The 25,479-nt window shown below is 69.2% G+C and carries 20 protein-coding genes and 5 pseudogenes; 11 read left to right on the top strand and 14 right to left on the bottom strand.

Annotation, left to right across the window (positions count from 1 at the left end; translation table 11 throughout):
- Positions 1 to 402: 402 nt before the first annotated feature.
- The 3 genes and pseudogenes from ACP4IX_RS34905 to ACP4IX_RS34915 all read left to right on the top strand — a co-directional run.
- Positions 403 to 564, top strand: a pseudogene (locus tag ACP4IX_RS34905) (MmcQ/YjbR family DNA-binding protein); the annotation flags it as partial.
- Positions 561 to 935 (top strand): MmcQ/YjbR family DNA-binding protein, encoded by a 375-nt coding sequence (locus ACP4IX_RS34910; RefSeq protein ID WP_426558568.1) that lies wholly within the window; start codon positions 561 to 563, stop codon positions 933 to 935. The pseudogene ACP4IX_RS34905 and the gene ACP4IX_RS34910, both read left to right, overlap by 4 nt.
- A 739-nt stretch (positions 936 to 1,674) precedes the next feature.
- Entirely contained in the window at positions 1,675 to 2,289 is a 615-nt protein-coding gene (locus ACP4IX_RS34915) for a hypothetical protein (protein WP_426558570.1), read from the top strand.
- A gap of 41 nt (positions 2,290 to 2,330) precedes the next feature.
- Here the strand turns inward: ACP4IX_RS34915 and ACP4IX_RS34920 are convergent.
- Positions 2,331 to 2,643 (bottom strand): annotated as a pseudogene (locus tag ACP4IX_RS34920) (IS5 family transposase); the annotation flags it as partial.
- Between the two features lie 117 nt (positions 2,644 to 2,760).
- Between ACP4IX_RS34920 and ACP4IX_RS34925 the strand changes: the two are divergent.
- Positions 2,761 to 3,741, top strand: coding sequence for a ferric reductase-like transmembrane domain-containing protein (locus ACP4IX_RS34925; protein ID WP_426558572.1), 981 nt, complete (start codon positions 2,761 to 2,763; stop codon positions 3,739 to 3,741).
- Positions 3,742 to 3,830: 89 nt separating this feature from the next.
- A pseudogene (locus ACP4IX_RS34930) lies at positions 3,831 to 3,959 on the top strand ((2Fe-2S) ferredoxin domain-containing protein); the annotation flags it as partial.
- Between the two features lie 36 nt (positions 3,960 to 3,995).
- On the opposite strand, the gene ACP4IX_RS34935 reads toward ACP4IX_RS34930, so the two are convergent.
- The 4 genes from ACP4IX_RS34935 to ACP4IX_RS34950 form a co-directional block, all read right to left on the bottom strand.
- Positions 3,996 to 5,057 (bottom strand): LacI family DNA-binding transcriptional regulator, encoded by a 1,062-nt coding sequence (locus ACP4IX_RS34935; protein WP_426558594.1) that lies wholly within the window; start codon positions 5,055 to 5,057, stop codon positions 3,996 to 3,998.
- A gap of 40 nt (positions 5,058 to 5,097) precedes the next feature.
- On the bottom strand, positions 5,098 to 6,261 hold the full coding sequence (locus tag ACP4IX_RS34940) for a Gfo/Idh/MocA family protein (RefSeq protein WP_426558574.1): 1,164 nt from the start codon (positions 6,259 to 6,261) through the stop codon (positions 5,098 to 5,100).
- Complete coding sequence (locus ACP4IX_RS34945; protein WP_426558576.1) at positions 6,258 to 7,028, bottom strand: ThuA domain-containing protein; 771 nt, start codon at positions 7,026 to 7,028, stop codon at positions 6,258 to 6,260. The genes ACP4IX_RS34940 and ACP4IX_RS34945 overlap by 4 nt, the downstream gene beginning before the upstream one ends.
- A 194-nt stretch (positions 7,029 to 7,222) precedes the next feature.
- Positions 7,223 to 7,882, bottom strand: coding sequence for a ThuA domain-containing protein (locus ACP4IX_RS34950; protein WP_426558578.1), 660 nt, complete (start codon positions 7,880 to 7,882; stop codon positions 7,223 to 7,225).
- Positions 7,883 to 8,428: 546 nt separating this feature from the next.
- Between ACP4IX_RS34950 and ACP4IX_RS34955 the strand changes: the two genes are divergently transcribed.
- Positions 8,429 to 8,674 carry a LysR family transcriptional regulator gene (locus ACP4IX_RS34955; RefSeq protein ID WP_426558580.1) on the top strand — a complete coding sequence of 82 codons (246 nt, stop codon included), beginning with the start codon at positions 8,429 to 8,431 and terminating at the stop codon, positions 8,672 to 8,674.
- 290 nt (positions 8,675 to 8,964) lie between these two features.
- Here ACP4IX_RS34955 and ACP4IX_RS34960 read toward each other — a convergent pair whose 3' ends face one another.
- The 5 genes from ACP4IX_RS34960 to ACP4IX_RS34980 form a co-directional block, all read right to left on the bottom strand.
- Positions 8,965 to 9,417, bottom strand: coding sequence for a GNAT family N-acetyltransferase (locus ACP4IX_RS34960; protein ID WP_426558582.1), 453 nt, complete (start codon positions 9,415 to 9,417; stop codon positions 8,965 to 8,967).
- A gap of 53 nt (positions 9,418 to 9,470) precedes the next feature.
- Positions 9,471 to 9,788, bottom strand: a complete 318-nt coding sequence (locus ACP4IX_RS34965; protein ID WP_426558584.1) for an LLM class flavin-dependent oxidoreductase — start codon at positions 9,786 to 9,788, stop codon at positions 9,471 to 9,473.
- A 269-nt stretch (positions 9,789 to 10,057) separates the two neighbouring features.
- Positions 10,058 to 10,948: a LysR family transcriptional regulator gene (locus ACP4IX_RS34970; protein WP_426558586.1), complete on the bottom strand. Its 891-nt coding sequence runs from the start codon at positions 10,946 to 10,948 to the stop codon at positions 10,058 to 10,060.
- A gap of 472 nt (positions 10,949 to 11,420) precedes the next feature.
- Positions 11,421 to 12,275: a hypothetical protein gene (locus ACP4IX_RS34975; protein ID WP_426525273.1), complete on the bottom strand. Its 855-nt coding sequence runs from the start codon at positions 12,273 to 12,275 to the stop codon at positions 11,421 to 11,423.
- 314 nt (positions 12,276 to 12,589) lie between these two features.
- A complete protein-coding gene (locus ACP4IX_RS34980; RefSeq protein ID WP_426558588.1) occupies positions 12,590 to 12,940 on the bottom strand; it encodes an NUDIX domain-containing protein in 351 nt (116 codons plus the stop codon).
- A gap of 346 nt (positions 12,941 to 13,286) precedes the next feature.
- Here ACP4IX_RS34980 and ACP4IX_RS34985 point away from each other — a divergent pair, with 346 nt between their 5' ends.
- Complete coding sequence (locus tag ACP4IX_RS34985; protein ID WP_426525277.1) at positions 13,287 to 13,472, top strand: DUF1737 domain-containing protein; 186 nt, start codon at positions 13,287 to 13,289, stop codon at positions 13,470 to 13,472.
- A 232-nt stretch (positions 13,473 to 13,704) separates the two neighbouring features.
- Here ACP4IX_RS34985 and ACP4IX_RS34990 read toward each other — a convergent pair whose 3' ends face one another.
- From ACP4IX_RS34990 to ACP4IX_RS35000, 3 genes and pseudogenes are all read right to left on the bottom strand, one after another.
- Entirely contained in the window at positions 13,705 to 14,193 is a 489-nt protein-coding gene (locus ACP4IX_RS34990) for a GNAT family N-acetyltransferase (RefSeq protein WP_426525279.1), read from the bottom strand.
- Positions 14,194 to 14,497: 304 nt separating this feature from the next.
- Positions 14,498 to 15,108 (bottom strand): annotated as a pseudogene (locus ACP4IX_RS34995) (IS630 family transposase); the annotation flags it as partial.
- 120 nt (positions 15,109 to 15,228) lie between these two features.
- Entirely contained in the window at positions 15,229 to 16,887 is a 1,659-nt protein-coding gene (locus ACP4IX_RS35000; protein ID WP_426558590.1) for a flavin monoamine oxidase family protein, read from the bottom strand.
- 683 nt (positions 16,888 to 17,570) lie between these two features.
- On the opposite strand from ACP4IX_RS35000, the gene ACP4IX_RS35005 reads away from it, so the two are divergent.
- Positions 17,571 to 18,332 (top strand): thioesterase II family protein, encoded by a 762-nt coding sequence (locus ACP4IX_RS35005; RefSeq protein ID WP_426525293.1) that lies wholly within the window; start codon positions 17,571 to 17,573, stop codon positions 18,330 to 18,332.
- A 57-nt stretch (positions 18,333 to 18,389) separates the two neighbouring features.
- Here ACP4IX_RS35005 and ACP4IX_RS35010 read toward each other — a convergent pair whose 3' ends face one another.
- Positions 18,390 to 19,850, bottom strand: coding sequence for a class I adenylate-forming enzyme family protein (locus ACP4IX_RS35010; RefSeq protein ID WP_426558592.1), 1,461 nt, complete (start codon positions 19,848 to 19,850; stop codon positions 18,390 to 18,392).
- 275 nt (positions 19,851 to 20,125) lie between these two features.
- On the opposite strand from ACP4IX_RS35010, the gene ACP4IX_RS35015 reads away from it, so the two are divergent.
- From ACP4IX_RS35015 to ACP4IX_RS35025, 3 genes and pseudogenes are all read left to right on the top strand, one after another.
- Positions 20,126 to 21,250 (top strand): 50S ribosomal protein L11 methyltransferase, encoded by a 1,125-nt coding sequence (locus tag ACP4IX_RS35015; protein WP_426525285.1) that lies wholly within the window; start codon positions 20,126 to 20,128, stop codon positions 21,248 to 21,250.
- A gap of 212 nt (positions 21,251 to 21,462) precedes the next feature.
- Positions 21,463 to 22,452: an ACP S-malonyltransferase gene (locus ACP4IX_RS35020; RefSeq protein ID WP_426525287.1), complete on the top strand. Its 990-nt coding sequence runs from the start codon at positions 21,463 to 21,465 to the stop codon at positions 22,450 to 22,452.
- 164 nt (positions 22,453 to 22,616) lie between these two features.
- Positions 22,617 to 25,479: pseudogene (locus ACP4IX_RS35025) on the top strand (type I polyketide synthase); the annotation flags it as partial.

Genomic DNA, 25,479 nt, shown 5'->3' on the forward strand with positions numbered 1-25,479 from the left:
TCGGCCTCGGTCACGTTGTCGCTGGTCATCGATGCATCTTCCTTGATCAGGAGTTACACCGATCGTTTTACAGTCCCCCGTCGGCGGCCGCACCCCCGGCCAGGCACCGCCTCCGGGGTCCGGGCGCGTGGGATTCTCCGCAGCGGTGGGGAAGGCGCAGGTCTGGCCGCGACGGATCGCCGCGGGAGGCGCGCAGGCCCTCGTGGTCGTCGGAGGTGGGATCCTCGGCGGGGCCGAGGACGCTCCACCAGGCGTGGGTGAGGACAACGGTCCCTTCGGCGGTTTCCGCGACGGTGGAGATGTCCTGGGGAGTGTGGCCGGGCGTTTCGATCAGGCGGATCGAGGGGGAGAGCTGGTAGCCGTCGGCGGGGCGGTCGTACCAGAGGTGATTGTGGTAGGCGCAAGAAGCACTGGATCACGCTGGAGGCCGGCGACTCGATCGACACGAAGCTGGTCAAAGAGCTCGTCACCGAGTCCTACCGGCTCGTGGTCGGCAACCTTCCCCGGTCGGACCAGCCGGTCGATCCGGAAACGTACGGCAGCCACGCCGGGGGACGACGATGACGATCACCGGAAAGCGGCTCCAGGACGTCGCGCGCAGTACCGCCGGCAAAGTGCCCGGTGTCAGCAACGGTCGCCCCTTCACCGAGAAGTTGGACGTCTACAAAGTGGCGGGGAAGGTCTTCCTGATCGTCACGGACGACCCCTACGAGCAGATCATCACCGTCAAGGCCGAACCCGACCGCGCGCGGTCCCTGCGGCAGAAGCACGACTGCGTTACTCCCGGACGGTACCTCGACAAACGGCACTGGATCTCCGTGAGCGCGGGCCAGGACATCACCCCGGCCACGGTGAAGGACCTCGTCGGCTGTTCCTACGACCTCGTCCTGGAATCGGTGCCGCGCAAGCGGCGGCCCGGAGACGCGGGCCAGTAGCCGGCACGACCGGACACCAGCGGCGTGGTCCGCTGCCCTTCTCCTGCATCAGGCATTCTCCTGCGTCACGGCCCGCGGCGGCCTGACACCGGGACGGCAACCTCGGCAAGCGCGTCGAGGCTGCCCCCCAGGCCGGCGGGCACGCGGCGGGCTGAGGAGTGCGGCAGGCGCAACGGTGTGCCCGGCGAGGGCGTCGTCCGCCTCCCCGCGAGAAGGTCATCGCCCACAGGAGCATCCTCGACCGGCGTGACCGCACGGGTTGCCCGGCGCGCTTGCGGAGGCAGGCGCGGATCGTGCGGTCGCCGTATGCCTTGTCGGTGCTCACGCTGTCCGGCGTGCGGCGGCGGGGGCGGCCGCGTCCCGCGCGGGGGGACATGGATCGTGTCCATGACCGGCTCGAACCGTGCGCGGCCCGCCCGCCCGTTGTCCCGGCGTGACCAGTGGAGACAGCGGGCGGCAGTGGCCCTCCGTGGCGATGACAAGCCGAATCCCGTAACGGCCTCTCACGCGACTCGTAACCGTGGTATTCACGATCAAACAGCAGTTACACGAGGAGGGGGCAACCGTGTATTTCTGTTCCTGTGGGGAGCCCGCAGACGGTCAGTGCGTCATGGGAAAGGAGTACGTCTGCCGGGGGGAGCGCGGGAACTACTCGTACACGCTCGCTGAGATCCTCACCAACGCGGGCGGGCAGCCACCAGCCTGGGCTGGAAGGGGTGTCTTGTGCCCGTCCTGCTACGTGAAGTCGATCCGGGAAGCGTTGCCGGTCGTCCTCCCCTACTTGCGGTCCAGCCTGGGGTCACCCGAGCATGTCGCCGCATGGCTGGCGGAGACGCGTGGCCGTTGGATCGGCTCGCTCAACAGTCAGCACGTGCTCGCCGACGAGCTCATCCCGGCGGCAGTCGGCAGCCGGCCGCCCTGGCTCCTGCGCGGTCCAGCCGAGTCCATGGGCGCCCTCTACGCCATGCTGGCACGGCAACGCGGAATGAAGCCGCCCCGCGTCACGGTGATCCAGAAGGAGACCCGCAAGACACCGACCCTGTTCAACAAGCACAAGAAGACGGAGTTCACCACCACGGCCGGCACCTTCGACGCCTGGTACTTCCACTACTCCGACCCTGAGTGGGGTACGCGCAAACTCGTACTCGTGGGAGCCGGCGGCAATTCCTTCGAGCCGGGGGATTCGTGGATCGTCAACGACGACCGGCAGATCATCACCCGACAAGGGCTCAGCACGACGAGGAACGCAATCGCCAATGCCGCCGGCCGACTGGCCCTGCAGGCGGGGCCTCACGCCTATCTGACTCACGAAGCGTCCCCGACCCTTTCATGGGCCGTGAAGCAACTGCTGTGAGACGACGTTCTCACCCCATGCTCGTCCCGCAATCTGCCGTTGGTCTGTGGCGTCGGGCCGCGCCAGGAGACGGTGTCCTCACGGGTGAGGCGGCGGGCCATGAGGTCGGTCAAGGCGCGGTGGATCGTGGCTTCGGAGCGGACGGGCAGGTTTCGTGGTCGCGGGCGAGGCGACGGTGGAGCACGAACCAGCCGTAGGTGCGCTCGACCGCCCACGGCATCGGGACCGGGGCGAAGCCCTCGGCCCCCAGCGTGCGTGCGCTGATCTCCATGTCGATGCCGGGAGCGGCGGCATGTGTGACGAGTACCGGCGGTAGCCGCCGTCGACCCACACCGTGCGGATACCAGGACGGTCCTCGCGGCGGCTCTGGCCGGATAACCCCTCTGGGAATCGCTGCCTCCTCGGCCAGACTTGTTGCCTCACGCCACATGTGCACCGTTGCTGCGGTGGTCCGTGCCCGGGAGGTCTCTGATGCTGTCAGACGCGAGTCCGGAGGAAGAAGGGGAAGCGGCACCGCCCGGACGGCGACGGCCTCCCGGGGACCGCGTCGCGCTGCGCCGCGATCTGCGGTCCGCCCTGCCCGACGCCACCGCGGCGGTGGTGGTCACGGCGCTCGTGTTCGTCCTCCTGTGGGCGCGCATGGAATCGGGTGCTTCGGACACGGTCGCGGTCATGCCGTTCATGGACGATCCCGGCACCTACTGGATGTACCTGCTCAGCCAGGCGTTCGGCTGGTCGGGGCTGCTGTGGGCCTGGGGCACGGTCATGCTCGGTCTGCTGCTGTCGGGGCCGCGCCCCGCCCGGCTGCCGGTCTCCCGGCAGGTGCTGGAGCGCTGGCACCGCACCACGAGCCTGACGACGACGGCGTTGATGTTCGCGCACGCGCTGATGTTCACGGCGGAACTCGTCCGCTACGAGACGAAGGTGGACTGGGCCGAGCGGCTGTGGGTGGGTTTCGCCGACAGCTTCGTGCCGGGCTGGTACGACTCCGGGACCGGCAGGATCGCCATCCCGATCGGACAGGGCGCCCTGTACCTGGCGATTCCGCTGGGGTTGCTGTTCTACGTCCGGCACCGCATCGGAGCGAACACCTGGCGGCGGCTGCACCGGTTCGTGATCGTCGTGTACGTGCTGAGCGTGTGGCACACGCTGCTGTACGGAACCAACGTCTGGTACGGGGAGTGGCCGCGCACCGTCCTGTGGCTGCTGCAACTACCCGTCGCCGTACTGCTGTTGCTCCGCCTGCTGAGACCCGCTCGGCGCGCCGAACGGCTGGATCCGCCCAACGGGGGCGCGGCCCGGCCGGGCTGGTGGGTGCGGGCGGCGGGACGGGCCGCCGTCGCAGCCGTCGTCGTCGGCCTGGTCGTCGTGGTGGTGTCGGGCCGTGACGGCGGACGGGACCGTCCGACCCATCCGCCCGCGACGGCCCCCCACGCCCAGGAGACGGACTGACGACCGGTACGGCGTCCCGGGACGGGACGACGGCCGGCGACAGGGCGACGGCGGAACGAGGAAGCCGGTGTGAATCCGGCGCGGTCCCGGTCGATGACCAGGACGCGACCGAGGACGTCGTCGCATGGGCCCGCGCCGACGGACCGGGCGTCGCACCCCGGCCGGACATCCTCGACCTGTACGCCATCACGCCGCCACGACGGCGCCCGGCCTCCTGACGGCGTGCGGGCACCAGCAGCCCGTCGAGTCCACGGTCACCGACCCGTCCGCGTCGGGCGCTCTGCGTGCGGCCAACCGCTCCTCTTCAGGGCGCCTGTGCTGTCCCGGACCACGAGGGTGGTCGCCAGTTCCACCCGGCGGCTCTCCAACTCTTCGCCGTTGATCAGTCTGAGCAGGGTGCGCAGGGCGCTGCCGCCCATCTCCTTGAGCGGCTGGCGCACGGTGGTCAGTGCGGGGGAGACCCAGCGGGCCTCGGGCAGGTCGTCGAAGCCGACCACGCTGACGTCGTCGGGCACCCGCAGGCCGGCCTCTGTCAACGCCTCGTACCCGCCGATGGCCATGTGGTCGGAGCAGATGAACAAGGCGGTCGGTGGTCCGGGCAGCGCGATGAGCGCCCGGACCTGCTCGGCACCGCTGGCGCGTTCGTAGGTGCCGTGCCGCATCAGCTCGGGCGACACGTCGACGCCCGCGGCGGCCATCGCCGAGCGGTAGCCGGCGATGCGGGCCCGGGAATAGAGGTGGTCGGGCGGACCCGTCACCAAGGCGATGCGGCGATGGCCCAGGTCCAGAAGGTGGGCGGTCGCCTCATAGGCACCGGCCCAGTTCGTCGTCCCCACGGACATCACCTCGGGCGAAGGATCGCTGAGCGGGTCGATGACGACGCACGGCACCTGCGCCCTCCGCAGCCGTGCCACCTGGTCCGCCGTCGGCTCGATCAGTCCCAGAACCACGCCGACGGTGCCGCGTTCCAGGATGCGGTCCACCCAGTCCCGGCCTGCCTGCCTGCCGCTCGGCGCGGAGGTGCGCGCCACAGAGATCGCCACGTGCACACCGGCCTCGTACGCCGCCGCCTCCATGCCACTGGCGACGCTGGCGGGCCACGAGCCGTCCAGCCCGCTCATCACCAGGTCGACGGTCCGGACAGTCGGACCGTCGGCAGGGACACCTCTGCGCACATACCTGTGTTCCCTCAGAGCCGAGTCCACCTTGGCGCGGGTGTCCGGCGAGACGTCCGTCCGATCGTTCAGGACCTTGGAGACGGTGGACACCGACACGCCTGCTGTTTCGGCGATCTGCGCGAGGGTGGGGCGCGGCAGCCGGTTCGCCGCCTCGGTCCCGTTACCCGCCGACGTGACGTCATCCACCACTGTGCAGTCCTCTCGGTGCGACGGCCAGCGCCTCGCTCGCCGACGGCCAGGCACGCAGGCGTGCCGCTTCCGGTCCGGTGGCGGCCGCACGCGCCTCGGTCAGGGCCTCCTCGAGCAGCGGCTCGATGGGAACGCGGTCGTCGGTCCGCGCGGAGGTCACGGCGGCTGCCACCATGGCGAGGCTGAGCACGTTGCCGTGCACCTCACCCGTGGGCGTGATGCCGGTGCGCAGTGCGCGGACGAACTCCGCCAGCGCGCCCGCCACTCCCTCCGGAGCGGCCTCCTCCCCGGCCTCGCCTTCCGACCGAGGTACGCCATCGGCGTCATGGAACTGGACCTCGGGCGGGTGTTCACCGTCCCAGGTGGCCGACCCTAGCTCGGCGCTGAGCCGCCAGGCCCCGTTCCACGAGGTCTCCAGGCCGACGCTGCACCAACTGCCGTTGTACACGTACCGGATGCCGCCGGTCATCTCGAAGACCGCCGTGGCGGCGGCGTCACCCGCGTACCAGCTCCAGGCGGGGTTGTACGCCTCGCAGCGGACCGACACCGGTTCCGCGTCCAGCAGCCACCGGGCGGTGTCGAACGGGTGGATCGCCATGTCGAGGAGGAGCGGATGGGCCATGGTTTCGCGGAAGCCTCCGAAACGCGGCGCCCTGAAGAAGTCGGTGGTGAGGATGCCGGGCCGGCCCAGCAGCCGCGCGCGGCCCCGGAAGGCAGCCGGGTGTCGGCCGAAACGCCGCGACTGACTGACCATGAACAATTCGCCCGTCGTCTCGGAAGCGGCGGCCAGCCGCAGTGCCTCGGGCACGGTGGCGGCCACGGGCTTCTCGCCCAGGACCGGCAGCCCGAGGGCAAGTGCCGCCAGGGCCACGGGCAGATGGGCCTCGGGGACGGTCACGTTCACGACGGCGTCGGGGCGGGTGGCCGCCGCCAGCGCGGCCAGGTCGTGTCCGGTGGGCGTGTCCGGCACGCCTGCCCGGCACACCAGCGCCTCGGCCGTGGTGGGGACGAGGTCGACGACGCCCGCGAGTTCCGTGCCGGGCGAGGACAGGATCGCCCGGAGCCAGACACGTGCCATGCGGCCGGCTCCCACGACCAGGACACGCACCGGACCCTCGTCCGGGTGAAGTGTCCTGAAGGACGGGAACGTCATGCCGGTCCGCCGCCTGGCTCGAACCAGCCGGGTTCGCTGTGGATCAGCCGTGGGGTCGACAGGCCGGTCTCAGGAGCCGCCCAGCGCACGGCGTTGGCGATGACGCGGCGGACGTGCGGATGGTGGTAGACGGGATAGTCCTGGTCTCCGGGACTGAAGTAGAAGATCTTTCCGTGGCCGCGCCGGAAGGCGCAGCCGCTGCGGAACACCTCGCCGCCGCTGAAGGAGCTGATGAAGACCAGTTCGTCGGGGTCGGGGATGTCGAAGAACTCCCCGTACATCTCCTGCTCGTCGATGACGAACGGGTGCGGCACGCCGGCCGCCACGGGATGGGTGGGAGCCACCGTCCAGACGACTTCGCGGTCGCGTTCACTGCGCCAGCGCAGAGTGCAGGTCGTGCCCATGAGCCGTGTGAAGATCTTCGACCAGTGCCCCGAGTGCAGCACGATCAGGCCCATTCCGGCCAGCACCCGGCGGTGCACCCGAGTCACCACCTCGTCCGACACCTCGTGGTGCGCGAGGTGCCCCCACCAGGTCAGCACGTCCGTCCCGGCCAGTACGTCCTCGGTCAGTCCGTGTTCGGGTGCGTCCAGTGTCGCGGTCCGTACCTCTGCCCCCTGGCCCAGATACGTGATGACGGCCCCCGCCACCGCGCCGTGCATGCCTTCCGGGTAGCGCGCGGCGACCTCGGGGTTCTGCCGCTCGTGCCGGCCCTCGCTCCAGACGGTGACCTGCAAGGGACGGCCCGGCGTGGCTGCTGACGACATGGCTTCTCTTCCGGTGCGATGCGGGCGCGAGGCGCCGGGGCTGCTCCAGGAGGAGCGTGCCGACGCCGACAGCAGGGTGCGTGCCACGACCATGGGCTGGAGGCTAAAAACATTTCGAAACAGCAGGGAGCGAAGCTAAGAGATCAGAGCGCATCTCGTCAAGACATACGGGGGAGGCGGCGCGGACCGGTGCGTCACCGGCTGGCCCAGAGCAACCCGCGCTCTATCAACGCGCGTTCATGGGTCATGCCGGTGCCGTTGGGGCGGCAGCGAAGGGTGGAGGCGAACACCCGGCCGCGTCCCCACGTCCTGGTCCACACCGCCGGTACGGTCGAGGCACCGGGGCGACTGTCGTCGCCGTCGAACGTGATGGTCGCCAGGACGTCTATGAGTGGATCGTGGAGCGGCCAGTAGCGTTCCACGTCGGTGTCGAAGTCGCACAGGCCGGTGACCACCGGGTGGTCGGCCCGTTCCGCGGCCAGTCGCACCCGGTGACGGCCGCCCCCCGACGGGTCGAGCCGGAACCTTCCGCCGACGAGCAACTGGTAGTCGAAGTCCTCGGGGAAGGCGTCCACGAGCCCGGAGTGCCAGCCGACGAGACCCGTTCCGCCCTGGACGGCCGCCCGCAGACTGGCGCTCTCCCCGGGCGTGATGTCGCCCGCTTGCCAGCACTGCACGACCAGATCGGTCTGTGCGAGCAGTTTCTCGTCCTCGTAGACCTCCAAGCAGTCTTCGACGAGGACCTCGAAGCCGTGTCGGACGAGGAAGGGCCGGAAGAGGTTCGTGGTCAGGGCGGAGCTGTCGCCCTCCCGGCCGTCGCGCACGATCAACGCCTGTCGTCTGGCATGGCTCATGGTGCTCGCTCGGTCCTCTCCATGGGGGGCCGGAAAAGCGGACTGCGCCTGCTGCGAAACATTGCGCTAAAACAAGTAACGCCGAACGGGTTGGACTGTAGGAACGGGCCCGGTCGGCGTCAAGAGGTGTCACAGCGCGCATCGCGCAAGGTGACGCCTCGCATGTTCACGGAAGCACTACGACGTCACCGCGCCCGCAGGTCAGCTCAAGGCGAGGGCGAGCGGGGTGTGCGAGCCGCCTGATCCCCACGCCGCACTCCCGGACTCGGTTCACCGGTTCGGTCCATCTGTCCGACGGTCCGAAAAATTTTGCGACCCGGCGGGTCCAGAGGCGGATCCGGGCTCGGCAGCGTAGATGGTGAGGGTGAGGCCGGGTTCGGCGGTCATCTCCGGACGGGCCGATACGCATCAGTTGCAGGGGGAGGTCTTTCGACCGGGCCGCCGAGGCTGCTCAGCTGATGCGCGACCACATCACCCACAGCCTCACCGCCACCGCCATCAGCGCCCTGGAGGACCGCGAAGGCGCCCGTACGGGCCGAGGCGCCGATGGACGTCCGGCAGCTGGAGTACGTCCCGGCGGCCGGCGACTCCGGCGGTTCGAACCGGGCTGCCCCCGCGGTCCACGGGTCGCAGTCGTCCCTGTCCAGGCGGGGCCGGACGTTGGAACGTAGCCTCGGCTCTGAACTGCTCCACCGGATCGGCCGGAGTGCCGTGTTCGCCGAGGATGTCCGGTCGCATGGCCGCTTCGACACAGTCGGCCGGCGGCGGAGCCTGCCTGTTCCTTCCCGGTGACACTGACGGACCGTCGTCGAGTGTTCGCGGTCTGCTGCCGGGGATCGGACGGTGTGGGCCGTCGGTCCGTGCGGCGGCCGGCCGGCGGGTGACTGCGGGTGAGGGGCGCGCGGACCCACGCATGTGCCGACCGGTCCCCGATGCCCGGGGAACTGTTCAGCCTTCGTGACGAGGCCGGGGCGGGTGTGTCTCCAAGGAGCGCGAGGCGAAGCCATGCCTGATCACCAAGAGCCAGTCGGACACGTGTGGTTGGTCAGGACTTCTGAGGCCGGCGTCCGGCGACGGTCGCCTCAGACCAGGGCGCGGGCGAAGCAGACGGCCATGGGGTGGCCCTTGTAGGGGCCGTAGCCGTCGGTGCGCCGGTAGCCCTCGCGTTCGTAGAAGCGGATCGCGTCGGGCTGCTTGACGCCGGTCGACAACTGCACAGTGACGATCCCCCGTCGGCGTGCGTGCTCCTCGAGTTCACGCAGGACGCCCACGGCCACGCCCGTGCCACGAGCCCCCGGAGAGACGTACATGCGCTTGATCTCCCCGGTGCCGTCGGGCAGCAGGCGCAGAGCACCGCAGCCGGTCGCGTCTCCAACGGTGTCACGGGCGACCAGGAACACGTCGACGCTCTCCGCGGTCGGTTTGTCGGTCTCCTGGTCCGGGATGCCGTAACGGGCGGCCAGCTCCGTCTCCATGGCACGACGAAGTCGATCGCCGTCGGCACAGTCCCAGGGCTCCTGCGAGATGGTGAACATCCTGTCACTCCAGTCATGTCGTCCGGGCGGAAGCCCTGTCGGGGTCGCGTCGGTCATCCCAGTTCCTGAGCGCCCGCAGTGGTCGGAGCGCTCAGCAGACCGATCGTCCGGGCCCGCTCCTCGTCCGGCCCCGCGGGCATCGCCACGACACCGGTCGCGCCCGCCAGTGGGTGTCTGGGGTGCGTGGGAATCACCGCTGTGCCCAGTTCGATGCCGGGCACTTCGTGCCCCGCGACCGCCAGTGGGGTCAGTGCGTCCCGGCCCGTACGCTGACTCATCCACACCCCGCCGAAGCCGGCCCGGGCGGCGGCCCGGGTCTGAACGACGATCGTCTCCAGGGACGGTCCGCTCTCGTCCACGACAAGCCCCATGCGCATCCTGTCTCCTCCAAGTGCCGACGGCTCGCGGTGTCGCACCAAGGGGGATACCACGGGGTCCGGCACGGTGTGAGGGCCACTCGTCCGCGCGGATCTCCGTCCGGTCGGCACGTCGGACGTTCACCCGTGATCCAACCAGTGGCACCGGTCCCGCCGGTAACGCCGATGCGGCAGCGCCGGGCATGCCCTGCCGGCATGCCCGGCCGACAGAGACGGTGCCGCCCTGCCGTGCGTGGCGCCTCGCGCCTCGCCGCGCGTGACGGTCAACGGCCTGTCGGGGCCCACCGGTCGCGGGCGTGCTCCACGAACTCCTCGGCGACCGGGTGTGCGTTACGGGCCGGCACTCCGATCTCGAGACGGCTCTGGGAGAGGCCGTCGACCGGACGCACGCGCAGTCCGGGCAGCTCGGTGTCCGGCAGCGTCGAGCCGTGGACGAAGGCGACGGCCCGGCCGAGGGCGACAGCGGCGAGCACATCGGTCGCGTTCCGCACCAGAGGGCCGTGCCGTCTCGGGCGCCCGTCGGTGTCGGCTCCGGTCCAGTGGTCCGCCTCCTCCGGGGACATGCCGGCCCAGTGGGTGACCGGCTCGTCCCACAGATCGGACAGAGTCAGCCTCTCGCGGGCGGCCAGGGGATGGTCCGCAGGGAGCAGGACCTTGCGTGGTTCGCGCGCGAGCCGGTCGACGGTCAGCCCGTCCCGGTCGTGGCGGTCCCGCAGGAACGACACGTCCGCCGCGCCCGCCCGCAACTCGTGCAGCGGGGAGAGCCACTCGCGCGGGACGACATTCACCCGCACACCCGGACGGTCCGCCTCGAAGGACCGGCTCGCCGCCGTCACGGCCACGACGTCACACAGAGGAGCGGTCACGGTGAGGGTCTCCGCCCCGGACCGCATGCCGCGGGCGCGCTCAAGAGCGGCCTGGGAACGGCCCACCAGTTCGTACGCCTCGGAGAGCAACGCCCCGCCCGCCACCGTCAGTTCCGTGGCGTGGGACCGGCGCACGAAGAGGGGGACGCCGACCGTGCGCTCCAGCGCCTTGATCGCCCGCGACAGCGCCGGCTGGGTCATCATGAGCCGCTGCGCCGCCCGCGTGATGCTGCCGGCTTCCGCCACGGCGATGAGGTACCTGAGGTGTCGCAGCTCGAGATCGGGCACGCTACGACGATAGACGACGCGCTTCGCCGCACGATGCGGATCGGCACTGCGGCAGCGGTCCCTCGGGCAAGCCCGTCGCGCTCGCTGCCGCGGTACGCGGGTCCCTCGACGCGCTGGGGGCGGAGTCCGGGGCCGTGCCGGTGGATGCGCAGGCTCAGCTCGCGCTGCACCGGAGTCTGCTCGAGGGCAGACGAATGCCGATCGTGCTGGACAACGCCGCCGACGCCGAGCAGGCGACCGCGCTGCTGCCGGGCAGCGCCACCTGCACGGTGCTGGTCACCAGCCGCCGACGACTGGCCGGGCTGGCGAGCGCCCACGGGGCCCGGATGCTGACGCTGGATGTGCTGACCGTTGTTGGGTTTCTGCCACGAACGAGTGCCGGTATCAGCTACAACGCAAGCCAGTCCCTCCGTACCTGCTCGACAGGCCGTCTCCGAGGCCGGCGGTATCCGGCCCCTACCCGGTTCCCGCCCTACTTGCCCTTGTCTTTGTCCTTCTCCTTGTTGTTGTGTTTCTTGATGCCGGAGTGCAGATCGTTAGGGTTGTTCGGCATCAGCAGATTGCGGCCGGGAGGACTGTGGCCGGTGGCGGCCTTGTGCACCCCGATCACGAAGTCGGTGCAGTTGTGGCGCAACACGTTGTAGTCGCGGTTCAGGTTTGTCTCGATGTACTTCTGCGCCTTCGAGAACTGCTTCTGGGTGAGGGGGACCGACAACTCGGTGGTCGCGTTGCTCGGATCGTCCTGATTCAGCCGCACCTCGCCGGGCACGCTCCGGTACGGTGCTTCCTGGTTGATCTGCCCGCCTCTGGGATAGAAGCCCGCGGACAAATGGAACTTGTCGTTCTTGTAGAACGCCACCCAGGAGTGACCGACCCGCTGGAAGTAGTCCTCGTCACGGAAACTGGCGTTCTTCCGCACCAGCACGCGAAGCGTGATGCGGTCGTCCCCGCCCTGCTCCTGCTCCTGCTGCGCGGTCTCCGCCTGTCGGCCGCCGGCCGGCTCCCCGGTCTCCGGCTGCGGGGCCCTGGTGTACCCGCCGTCCTCGGTCGCCTGCCACCCCTGCTCCAGCATGCGCTGGTGGGCCGCGGCAGGGTCGGGCCACGGCATCCGCTGGACAACCCGAGCGGCAGCGGGCACGCCGACGTCCGCTCGTCCCTCTGTCGTGCGGACCTCGGCCGCCGCGTTGGCGTCCCGGCCGACGGCGCGCTGTACGGGGTGCGCCGTACCCGACCGCTGCTGAGGGCCGGGGCGACGACCACCCCCCGCACTCTGCTGAGCCAGCAGCCTGGTGGTGCCGGCGTTGCCGGCCAACCCCTGCAGTGCCATCACCTCGCGCGGGGCGGGAACCGCTCCGGCGCCGATACCGGTTGGCGGCGTATCACGCGTCACGGCAGGCCGGGCAAGCCGGGCCGGCGAGTGCCTGGACGCCTGCCGCCGCTCTTGTTCCCTCAACCCGGCTCCCCCCATGTGCCTTGAGTTGCCGCTCTCGCCCTGATCTCGGTCCGGCCGAGGTCGGTCATTCCAGCGGTGAGAGGCAGCTCCGAGTCCTTCTCGGCCCACAACGCTGTCACAGCGAGACAACGGGTGAAAGGACGAGAGTACTGTCCCCACGGGCAGTGGCGAGGTACCCGTGTAGCCGTTCACGCAATTCGTGATCGTCGACACTGCTCGTACCGGTGGGCATCGGTCCGGACAGCGCGGTCACCCTCCTGGCCACCAGGGGAGGAAATCCCGAGCGGCTGTACTCCAGCCGTTGGAGCACATGCCGACTCGACCATACCGGTCTCCTGGGCGAGTTCGCGGACCACTGTGTCCTCGAAGGATTCCCCGGCCTCCACGCTGCCGCCAGGACGTTTCGAGGGTGCCGCGGCGGTGCGGGACCAACAGGATGCCCTGTTCGCTTTCCGTGGACGGACTTCGGCCGTGCAGGTCGGTGTGCAGGAGCGAGAGGACCAAGGGGGCGCCCGGATGCAGGCCGTCGCGCAGTGCATGCGGCGAGCGGTGTGGGTCGACGAAGGCGAGCGTCCCGATCGCGTACGCGACGTCGAACGGCACGGTGGGCGCGTTCCACAGGCAGTGGTTGACCGTGCCGTCAGCTGCGCGGCCCCGCGATGGCCCGCGTGACGGGCTCGATGATCCACCAGCAGCCGCGGGGCCGGAAGTCGTCGCCCTTCGCCTTCCGGGACGCGAGATCGGGGCCGCTGTAGTACTGGGCGAGCGCCCCGAGTTCGATCTCATGGATTACCGGCGGGAGGGGGTTACGACCTTGGGAGCGATTGGCCTGGGAAGGCTGGTCGCCTGGCTCGGTGGACGGGTGCGCATGAGATCTTTTTCTTCATGAGTACACCACCAGACGGATTGCCTATCTACCGAGTCTTGACCGGCCCGGACGACGCCGCGTTCTGCCATCGTGTGAGCGAAGCGATAGCTCTTGGCTACGAACTGCACGACGGCCCTGCGGTCACTTTCAACGGTGAGAGGGTCATCGTCGCCCAAGCGGTGGTATGGCCGGCACAGTCGTAGGACTTGTGGTCGCGGTCTGCCCGTGACACGAGAAGAGCCGTACGGGCAAGGCGACTTGTCACGCTTGCCTGGGCCCGTGCGGCCTGTTCCCATCCTGTCCTGTCCGGGTCTCCCGTGCACACTTCGGCGAGTTGCTCGAAGAACTTTCCGACGGTGCGCTGTTCCCCGTCCTTCGTGCCGTCGCTTCGCTGTCGCGGCGCCCGATGTTCGCTCGGATTGCTGGCGACCCTGGCTATGTCAGGTCCTTGCGCATCAACGTGCACATGGTTTCGTACCGCTTGACCGGGCCCTCTTCGGTCTCCACGTCCCAGGAGTCCAGCTCACGGCCGTAGGGCCGGTAGCCCAATCGCTCGTAGAGGGCTCGGGCTCTGGGGTTGCTCTCCTCCACGCCCAGTTCGGCCACCGCCAGACCACGGGCTGTGATCCGAGCCTCTGCGGAGCTGATCAGCAGGGTGCCGACGCCACACGACTGAAGCGCCGGGTGGACACCGAGCTGCCAGAGCGTGCCAGCACCACTCTTGAGCACGTAGTCGATGCCGCCGATCGCCACCGGCACGTCTGCGGGCCCGCAAACGGCCAGATAGTCGACCTCGCCGCGCTCGGCCCGGCGCAACTGCTCGGCGATCTGCCTCACATGCAGGGCGGAGCCCGACCAGTCGCAAGAGGGCAGGTCTTCGTGGGTGAGATCGCGCACGGACAGGGAGATCCTGATGTCGGTCACTGTGACCACCTCCGGCGTGAGAGGCTCCACGACACCCCGGACAGACGCAACATCATTTGGGCAGCCGCCTCGGGGCCGAGCCGTCCCTAAATTCTGTCTCTTTGGCGTCGTGCTGAGCCGTTCGCGGCTGGCTATTGGCTCGACGTAGCTGACCACATGCGTCCCGGTGGCTGATTCCCCGCATGATGATGCAACCTCCCCGACGAGGCATGGACCCTGTCGTGCGCCCGGTCGCGACGTCCTGGCGTCTCATCGACGCCTGGTTGTCCCTGTACGCGCCGAAGGCTCCGGCAGAACTCAGGCCCACGTTCGTCCAGTCGACGACGGCGCGTAGGCGCAGGACGTCGCGTGGCGGTTTCGCCAGAGGATGTAGTGGCGGATCACGCTGCCCTTCTTTGTGGCCGACGTGGTCGGTGCCGTCGAGGGCGAAGTACGGCGAGGCCGTGAACTGGGCCTCGATGTGGTTATGTCAGGAGCTGCTGGTGGGCGTGTGGGCGGTCTCGATGTTGTTCTCCGCGGCCCAGGTGCCGACACGCCGGCATTTTTCCGTGGTCAGGTGCGGGGAGAAGTTGTCGCAGACGATCGCGAGGTGGATCTCGGGTGGGTAGAGGCTTCGCAGGTAGCGGCAGAACTCCAGGAACTGGGTGCGGTTCCTGATCGACTTGGTGTGGCCGTGGAGCTTGTCCTTGGCCAGGTCCGGGGCGGCGAACAGGTGCCGTACTCCGTCGTAGCGGTTGTGGGTCGCCCGGCGCCTGCGGCGGGGCTTGCGGAGGGGTCCCTGTGCTTGCCTGCGAGTGAGGCCCACTGCCGGAAGGGTCCGAACTCGTCCGTGCAGAAAACGATTTCGGGCGCACCGTTCTCGGGTGCGACCTCGCCGTCGGCGATCGCGTAGAGGTGCTCGGCGCGAGCCTTCTTGGCGTCGGCCGGGGCACGGCAAGTCCGCCGTCAGCCGCAGCCGCAGCCGCACAAGCCTGCGGCGGCCGTCGAAGGCCAGCGGCGCGCCGGCGGTCGAACTCGGTGAGACGCCGGGCGCGGTCAGTCGTATGGAAGCTCCAGCGGGGCGAAGACATCGAAGAGGTCGCCGGGGCCGGGATTCTCCGGATGTGTGGCGCCGCCCAGATGGTGCAGCACCCCCCACACGGCGTTCAGCGCCGTGGTCACGGCCCCCTCGGCGAAACCCCCGGTCCAGGAGACGTCGTCCCCGCACAGGAAGAATCCGCGCTGCTCCGGGTCCATCCCGTCCTGCATGAACTGGGTGAACAGTCGTCGTTGATAGCGGTAGTGGCCGGGCAGATTCGACTTGAAGGCCCCCATATAGCGGGGCTCGGTCTCCCAGGTGACGGTCAGCGGCTCCGCGACGATGTGCGAGCGGATGTCGACACCCGGATAGATGGCGCCCAGCTGGGTCAGCAACGCCTTCAGCCGCTCCTCGGCCGAGAGCGTGGCGACCTTCAACGAGTCGTCGTTCCAGGTGTACGACAGACACATCACCGCATGCCGGTCAGGCCCCTCGTCGAACAGATAGACCCCGCGCGGCAGCCGATCGGTGAGCGTCATGCTCATCACGTCCTGGCCGGTCGCCGGGTCGATGTCCCGCCAGAACGGCCGGTCGACCAGGACGAACAGCTTGGAGGCGCCCATGTAGTGGGTCCGCTCCACCGCCGTCCACAGCGGAGTGGACAGCAGCGCCGGATCGCAGTCGATCTGGTGCAGCAGCGTCCACACGTGCGGGCTGAAGACCACCGCGGGGAACCCCCGCTCCTCTCCGTCCTCGTCCGTCACCCGTATGCCGTCCGCTGTACGCCGCAGCCGGGTGACCGCGGGGCGTGGCCGACCGCCGTGCAGTGACGCCAGCGAGGTGCCCTTCGGCCAATGCGTGAGCGTCGTCGGCCGGTGCTCCCACAGCCCGTGCGGCACCTGGGAGGAGCCGCCGATGATGCCGACCTGGTTGTCGTCGGCCCCGGTGACTACGACACGCAGAACCTCCAGCACCGAGTTGGGGAAGTCGGTGTCCCATCCGCCGGTACCGAAACCGACCTGGCCGAAGAACTCCCGGTGCCGGAACGACCGGAAGGTGGGTGAGGTGGCCAAAAACCCGTAGAAGGACTGGTCGTCGAACTCCGCGACCAGTCGGTTCCAGAGCGCCTTGAGCGAGATGACGTCCCGCCGCTGCACGGCGTCACGCAACACGGCCAAGTCGGCCCGCTCCTGCAGCGCCTTCTCCCAGGCGCTGGCGACCCCGTGGTAGAGGTCCGGGAGCTCGTCGGGCCTGCGCGCCCGGTCGCGACCGCCGTTCAGGGCGATCAGCGTGCTCGGGGTGGTCGGCGCCAGCGGGTTGGGAAAGGGGCGGGTGCGCAGCTCCAGCAGGTCTATGTAGTGGAACAGGGACCTCGCGGAGAGGGGGAAGCGCATCGCTCCCATCTCCGCCTTGTACTCCGGTTTTCCGGGGAAAGGCAGGGAGCGCATCCGGCCGCCCAGCTGCTCCGCTTCGTAGAGGACCGGACGAAGCCCCAGGCGTAGGAGTTCGTATGCCGCGGTGAGGCCGGACACTCCGCCACCGACGACCGCGACTTCGGTGCCGTGCACGGCGCTCGGCAGGGTGCCGAGGCCGACGGGATGGCGTAACCAACTGTCATAGGAGAAAGGAAAGTCCGGCACCAGCATCGTCGTGGCGGGCGTAGGCGCAGACATCATGGGGTGAACCTCCTGGGCGCCGGACGGCATGTCGGTATCGCCCACATCGCCTGACTGCCGGAGCCGCGCCAGCCACGCCTCGATTCTGCGTACGGGAACTCCGTCACCGTGTGCGCGAGTGCGGTTCAGACGCCCTCGAAGCGAAGCCGATCGATTCGGACAAGCTCCTTGACGGCGCTCCACTGACACCTGGAAACACCACACCCTGTCGCTGCGCCGGGTGGGAGGCGACCAAACCCCGTTACGTGTAGGCGGCAGGCGCACTCTACCAGTGCCGTTGACATGGAAACGTGCCAACTCCCCGCCGGGGATCACCTTTTGACTGTCTCAGTGGTTCGCTGGACGTTCGACCGCCGTGAGTTCATGTCTGCCTGTTCCTGATCCCTGCCGGACGCGGTGGTTTGAGCCGCAGCCTCGGTGGGCGCCTGGAGTCTTCGGTCGAAAGCTCGGACGCGGTGTACTGCGCGCCGCGGTGCCGTACCAGGGATTTGGCAACCAGACGGTCGGCGTTCGCGCAAGGGTCACCGTGACGCCTGCGCCCTGGACGGGGCCCCGACTCCGAGGGCTTCTTGGTGCGCCGGCATGTCGGCCCGAGCCCCGTCGGTTCGTGGCGCGTATATGCTCGCAGCGTTGGATGCGTGTGGCGGTCTTGTGGACTTGAACAAGGAGTTTCTGGCCCCTTGATGGAGAAGCTGTACACCGGCCGATGGGTCCGTCGTTATCACCCCTCGGATGAAAGCCCGATCCGGCTGGTCTGTCTGCCGCATGCCGGCGGCTCGGCCCCCTTCTACTTTCCCATGTCCCAGGCGCTGGCTCCGGCGGTGGACGTCCTGTCGGTGCAGTACCCCGGCAGACAGGACCGCAGGGATGAGCCCGGGATCACCGACATCGGTGTCTACGCCGACCGACTCACCGCGGAACTCGTGCCGTGGCTGGACCGGCCACTGGCTCTTTTCGGCCACAGCATGGGCGCGGTCCTGGCCTTCGAGGTGACCCGCAGGCTGGAGCGCGACCATGGCGTCTCACCGGTGCGGATCTTCGCCTCCGGACGGCGCTCACCCTCGAGTTTCCGCGACGAGACGGTGCATCTGCGGGACGACGACGGGATCGTTGCGGAAATGCGTGCACTCAGCGGAACCGACTCGAGGATTCTCGGTGACGAGGAAATCCTCCGCATGGTGCTGCCTGCCATTCGCAGCGACTACACCGCGATCGAGAACTACCGCGCCGCACTTGAAGACACCGTGCTGGCCCCCGTCACGGTACTGACCGGTGATGCCGACCCGAGGGTGAGCAGGGAAGAAGCGGACGCCTGGGAAAGGCACACCACTGGTGGATTCGGCATCCACCGTTTCTCCGGCGGCCACTTCTTCCTGGCGAGTCATCAGGAACGGATCGTGAAGCTTGTCGCTGAAGAGCTGGCCTCCGCCGCTCGGAGGGGCTGAGCCGCCGCTCGCAAGGCTGAGCAGAACACCGCCGCCTCGGTGCGGTCTTCGCGGTCGTCATGAGCTGCCGGTGGCCTCCTGGCCATGGCCAGGGCCTTGGTCGGGCTGGGAGAACAGCTGGAGCGCGAGCTCCTCGAGCTTTCGCCTGTGCGGCTTGCCGTTGGTGTTGAGGGGGAAGCGGTCAAGCACATGCAGACGGTTCGGCTGCTCCCAGGGCGGCAGGACCGCCTTGATGAGGGCCTGCCAGTGTTTGGCGTCGCGGGCCTGCTCATCTTCGACGAAGAAGACGAGGGAACAGCCCCGGTCCGCGGCGGGCATGGAGACGATCTTGGCTGAGCATCCCCGGTCGGCGATCTTGCGTTCGATGATCTCCGGGTAGAGGGTGTAGCCGTTGCGGTTCACCGCCAACTTGCGGCCGATCACGTGGAGGTTGGCGTGGTCGTCGAGGTAGCCGAGGTCGCCGGTGGCGAACCAGCCCTGGGGGACGGGGTCGAGATCGCCGTCGGGGTTCAGGTAACCGAGCATCATGTCCGGGCAGTCAACGAGCACCTCGCCGATCGCGTCCGAGGACAGCACTTCGCCGGTGTCGCCGACCACCTTCAGGGCGAGCCCGTCCAGCACCGTGCCGCAGGCCACGGGGTTGTCGAGTGTCGCGAACGCCACATTGCCCAGTTCGGTGCTGCCGTAGCTGTCGAGCAGCGGCAGGCCGAACTCGTCGACGTAACGGCGGTTGAGGGTGGGGTCGAGCGCGGCGGCGCCGCTGCAGAACATGCGGACCGTGCCGAGGGAGGCTTTCGACGCGGGGCGTTTCGCGAGGATGTTCAGGATCGAGCGGTACGTCGCCGGTGTCGCGTCCAGGACGGTTGCGCCCGTGTACCCGGCGATGCGCAGGGCGCGGTCTAATCGGCGGAAGGGGGCGATCACCAGCGAACAGCGGGCGATCCACGCGATCAGGACCATCGACAGCCCGTACTGGTGGTTGAAGGGCAGCAGCGGCAGCAGCACGTCGTCGGAGGTGTGCCCGACCTGTTCCGCGTTGCGTTCGAGGTTCTTCAGGAACCGGCCGCCGTTCTTCACGATCCCCTTGGGCTGACCGGTGGAGCCGGACGACCACATGATCAGTCCGTCGGGCAGCGCGGACCACGCGGTGAAGTCAAGGGCGCGATCCATGTGCGTCCGTCCCGCCGACACGGCCAGCAGCTCGTAGAGGGAGGCGACTTCATCGCCGTCGTGCACCGGCGCATCGTCGTCGACCAGGACGACCTTTGCCCTGGCCTGGGTTCGGATACGTTCCGTTTCGTCTGCCTTCTCCTGCTGGTCCACCAGTACGATCGACGCGCCGATGTGCATCAGAGCCAGTAACGCGCCCACAAAACCTGTCGAGTTCCCCGCCTTGAGCAGGACCCGCGTGCCGGTGTGCACTCCCCGCGCACGCAGGGTGTCGGCGATGGCGAGAGCCTTCTGCTCGAAATCCGTCAAAGTCTCGGCCGAATCGGCGGCGAAGATTTTCGCGGCCATGGAATTCACCCCGCTGTTCCGTAAAGGTCACCGCACGTTGGCGCGTCCCATCAGCAGTCGTCGTTGAAGCGCACGACACGCATCGGCCGTGGCTGAGCGCTCAGAGTAGTGGTCCTCGATCATGTCGTCCATAAAAGCCTGACCCGCTTCTATCGCCGCAACTTGCCGAGGTTCAATCGTTGTTGGGTCTGGCTCCGGGGCATGGCATGCTGGTGCTGATCAGTACGGCGGCTGGCTCCGACCGGTCGGTCGTCGTCCAGGGAAAGGACTTGCAGGTGGCTCGTTCCTTCATCACCGAGTTAGCTACCTCCGGGCACACCTTGCCCGTCCGGGCATGCGTCTACGAGTCCAACCCGCCGGTGTGGCTGTTCCCCTCCATCGGCGAATACCCCCTGTACGACGACTTCGCATACGGTCAGATGCTCAAGGACGAGCTGCGGATGGACCGTTATGCCGAAGCCGTCCGACGCTACGCACCCGGGCGGACGGTGCTCGACATCGGCACCGGGCAGGACGCGGTGTGGGCGTTGGCCGCCGCCCGCGCCGGGGCGCGGCACGTGTGGGCCGTGGAAGTCATCCCCAGGTCCGCGCAGATCGCCCGGGAGACCATCGAACAGGCCGGCTTCGCCGACCGGATCACCGTGGTCGAAGGCCTGTCCACCGAGATCGAGCTCCCCGAGCCCGTCGACATGTGTGTCTCCGAGATCATAGGCACGCTCGGCGGCTCCGAGGGCGCGGGCGCGGTGCTGCGGGACGCTCGGGAGCGCTTGGTGAAGCCCGGCGGAGTGTTCATCCCGCACCGCAGCGTCACCACGGCCGTGGCGCTGGACCTGACCAGTGCGGCGGCCGGTGAACTGCCCAGCTTCCCCCTGTTCACCTTCCGTTATGTGGAGCAGGTGTTCGCTTCGGTGGGCCGCCCCTTCGATCTGCGGGTCTGCCTCGTGGGACTGCAGGACGATCCGCAGACGCAGGAACGGTCGTACGTGTCCGACACCGCCGAGGTGGAGCCGCTCGAGTTCAACGGTGAACTGCGACCGGAGGGTGTCGACCGGGCCGAGCTGACGTTCACGCGGCGGGGCCGCTTCCACGGGCTCGCGCTGGGCATGCGCCTGTGGGTGGCCGAGGGCGACGAGACGCTCGACTCCCTTGTCCAGCCGAGCAGTTGGACCCCGGTGTACGCCCCGCTGTCAGAGGCAGGCCTGCCGGTGCGGCCGGGCGACCGGTTCGAGTTCCAGTTCACCACGGCGATGAGCGACGACGGCGTACACCCCGACTACGCGCTGACGGGCAAGCTGCGCCGTGACGTCGGCCCCGCAGTGCCGTTGCGCTGGAGTTCGGCACACCATCAGCATGGCTTCCGCTCGACGCCGTTCTACCGATCGCTGTTCCCGGAAACTTGAGACTCCTCCTCAGCTCCTGAACCGGGACCGGAGACCAATGCCACACCTTTCGGCACTGAGACCGGATCAGCCTGCGCGGAGTCGACTCCGACCCGCCCACGAGAACCAAGGCCGTGGCTCCCTTTACCCCCTGCATGTCGGTACAGCGTCGTGCCGCCACCGACCGCGGCGCCGGCGAACCACCGGCGGTCCACCCCGCATATGGAGGAACGATGCCCAGCCCCACCGGCCGCCCGGCGACCCGGGCACCTCGCCCCGGCGAGCAGACGAGCGCGGTCGTGTTCGCGGGACTGGCGGGAACGACCTTCGCCGCCCTGGGGAAGTTCCTCGTTCTGGACCGGTTCGCCCGCCCCCGGCTGCGCGTCGCCGACGAGGTGCTCGGCTACTCACTGCTCCAACGCTTCCACGACTCCGCGGACGACGACTACTCCGAGGCGGCGCAGGTCGCGTCCCTCATCAGCTCGCTCGCGCTCGCCGAGCGGGCGGAAACACAGTTGGGCGCGCGGCCTCTGTTATGCGCAGGGCCGAGCTTCGGGCTCCGCCCCACCGCCGTCTACTCCGGCGCCCTGGACCTCGCCGATGGAATCCGGCTGACCGCCCGGATCGCGCGCCGGGAACGCGAGTACTTCCTCACACGACATACCGACGTGGTCACCCACACCGTCGTACGCGTACCGGAGGACCGGCTGGCCGAACTGCTCGCCGAGTGGACCGGGCGCGGCGACTGGTTGGAGGTCTCGGGCGACCTCGACCGCGGGTTCGCCATGGTGTCGATGCGGGAGGCTCTCCTCGACGACTTCAAGACCGCCATCAGCCGGATCGGCGGCTACTCCATGTACACCATGCGCCCGCCCGCCCACGCTACCCTCCTCGGCGAACTGCGCCACGCGATGGAGCAGGACGTCTTCTCCGGGTTCGACATCCGCGCGCCCCGGATCACCGTGGTCAAGGACCAGGACGGCTCGATCGTCGACACGGCCGAGGCCATGCGCACGATGCTGCTCGACACCTTCAACCGGCCGTTCGACTGGCGCGCTGTCGTCGGCACCCTCGTCGCCCGGGGAGTGCACACCGTCCACTTCGCCGGAGCAGACGCACTCTTCTCCCGGTTGGACACCACTGTCCGGCACTTCCACGTCGTGAAGGTCGACCCGAAGTCGGCCTTGCTGCCCTCGCCGTCCCACGTTGGAGAAACCGCATGACCACCGATGCCCCGTCGTCGACGCCCTCGGGACCCGAGGCACCGGAGGACCTGCTCGCACGGCTGCACCGAGTGACCCCGGAGCGGGCCCGGCACCTGCTGCTGGACCTCGTCGTGACGCAGATATCCGCGGTCCTTCAGCTGCCGGACGGCGAGCGCGTCAAGCCGGAACAGCGGTTCGCGGACCTGGGGCTTGGCTCGCTGGCCGCGGTCGACCTGCACCGCGGCCTCACCGCCGCGACGGGCCTGTCCCTGCCGGTATCGATGGCCTTCGACGAACCGACCGCGGCCGATCTGACGGACTTCCTCGCCCACGAGTTGTTCGGCGACAAGGACACCGCCGCCCCCGTACGCCACGAGCGGGCCACCGCCGACGACCCCGTCGTCCTGGTCGGCATGGGCTGCCGGTTCCCCGGCGGGGTGGGCTCACCCGAGGACCTCTGGCAGCTGGTGCTGGACGAGACCGACGCCATCGGGGACTTCCCGGACGACCGCGGCTGGGACGTGGCCGGGTCCTACGACAGCGACCCTGACCGCGCGGGCAAGACCTATGTGCGCTCCGGTGGCTTCCTCACCGGGGCCGCGGACTTCGACGCCGAGTTCTTCGCGATCTCACCGCGTGAGGCCCAGGCGATGGACCCACAGCAGCGGCTGCTGCTGGAGGTTTCGTGGGAGGCCGTTGAGCGGGCCGGGATCGACCCGAAGGCCCTGGCAGGGTCCGCGACCGGCGTGTTCGTGGGGATGGAGGACCACGAGTACGGCCCGAAGCTCGTCCACGCACGCGACGGTGCCGAGGGCTACCTGATCACGGGCAACGCCTCGAGTGTCGGTTCGGGCCGGATCGCTTACGCGATGGGGCTCCAGGGCCCGGTACTCACGGTCGACACCGCGTGCTCGGGCTCCCTGGTCGCGCTGCACCTCGCCGCGCAGTCCCTCGCCCGCGGCGAGTGCGACCTGGCACTGGCCGGAGGTGTCGCCGTGATGGCGACCGTCGGCGGCTTCCTCGGATTCAGCCGCCAACGCGGACTCGCCGCCGACGGCCGGTGCAAGGCCTTCGGTGAGGGCGCTGACGGCACCGCCTGGGGCGAGGGCGTGGGCATGGTCGTCCTGGAACGACTCTCCGACGCCCGGCGACACGGACACCAGATCCTGGCGGTCCTGCGCGGCTCCGCGATCAACTCCGATGGCGCCACCAACGGCCTCACCGCGCCCAGCGGTCGCGCGCAGCAGCGGCTCATCCGCCAGGCGCTCGCGAACGCCGGCGTCGCGCCGTCCGAGGTCGACATCGTCGAGGCGCACGGCACCGGCACCGCCCTGGGAGACCTGATCGAGGCGCAGGCGCTGCTCGCTACCTATGGCCAGGGCAGGACGGAGCCCGTGTGGCTGGGGTCGCTGAAGACCAACATCGGCCACACCCAGGCCGCGGCGGGTGTGGCGGGCGTCATCAAGATGGTGATGGCGATGCGCCACGAGGTCATGCCGCGCACCCTCCACTCCGATGAGCCGTCGTCCCGCGTGGACTGGACGTCCGGCGCGGTGGAGCTACTGCGGTCGGCACGCGAGTGGCGGCGTACGCAGCGACCGCGCCGCGCCGGGGTGTCCGCGTTCGGCTTCAGCGGCACCAACGCACACCTGATCCTCGAGTCAGCCCCCGACACCGCTCCGGCGGAGCGGCAGGCGGTGACCGGGCCGGTGCTGCTGTCCGCCCTGGACCAGGAATCCCTGCGTGCCCAGGCGCAGACACTGGCGCACGCGGACCTCGCCTCCGTGCGGGACTACGTGTCCTCGGCGGCGACCGGCCGGACGTGGCTGCCCCACCGAGCCGCGGTGGTCGCCACGGACGCGGACGCAGTCCGCCGTGGCCTGAGCGCCCTGGCCGCCGGAGAAGAAGCACCGAACGTGACGAGCGCACGCGTGAGCGAGGGACACACCGCGTTCCTGTTCACGGGCGACGTGACCGAGCTGCCCGGAGTCGGGCTGTACGAACGGTTCCCGGTCTTCGCTCAGGCCCTCGACGCCGTGTGCGCGGAGCTCGACGTCCACCTGCCCCGCCCGTTGAAGCCGATGCTTCTCGGGACCCTGCACGTCGACGAGGCACTGGACGACGCCGCCTGGGCGCAGCCCGCGGCCTTCGCTGTCGAGGTCGCGCTGGCCCGGTTGCTGGAGTCCTTCGGCGTCGTTCCGGACCACGTCATCGGGCAGGGCTCCGGCGAGATCACCGCCGCCCATATTGCCGGGGTGCTCTCCCTGGCGGACGCCGCCGCGCTGTCCGCAGCGCGCGACAGGCTGGCGAGGGAACTCGCCGCTGCCGGTTCCCGACCCGGCGCCGTGCTGGAGGAGATGCGCTGGGTCGCCAGGGTGCTCACGTATTCCGCTCCGCGCATCCCGATCGTGGCCGGGCGGATCGTTTCGGCTGAGGAGATCGCCTCACCCGAGCACTGGGCGAGCGGGCTCCTCGAGTCGGCGGATGTGTCCGACGGCCTGGAAGTGCTGCGTACAGCCGGTGTGGCGACGGTGCTGGCCCTCGGGCCGACCACTGCCGACTCTGCCGACACGGTGACGCTGCGCCCGGGGGACGCACAGACGTTCATGGCAGCGCTGGCGGAACTGTACGTCCGCGGTGTTCCCGTGCAGTGGCAGAAGCTGTTCGGCGTCGACGACATGCGTGAGCCCTCCGCCTTCCAGTACCGGCACCCATGGCTCGGCCCCGAGCGGGTCGTGCCGTGGGTGGTGTCGGGTAAGTCGGTGGAGGCGGTGCGTGCTCAGGCGGTCAAGTTGCTGGCGTGGGCGGAGGGTGAGCCCGGGCTGGATGTGGCTGCTGTGGGGCGGTCGTTGGTGACGTCGCGGTCGTTGTTCGATCACCGTGTGGTGGTGACGGGTGCTGACCACGTGGAGTTGCTGGCGGGGTTGCGGGCTGTGGTGGCGGGTGAGCCGGCGTCGGGTGTGTTCCTGGGGGACGCGGTGGTGGACGCGGGTGCTGGTGTGGTGTTCGTGTTCCCGGGTCAGGGTGCTCAGTGGGTGGGGATGG

It is taken from the genome of Streptomyces sp. WG5 (assembly GCF_049974565.1).
Taxonomy (GTDB): domain Bacteria; phylum Actinomycetota; class Actinomycetes; order Streptomycetales; family Streptomycetaceae; genus Streptomyces.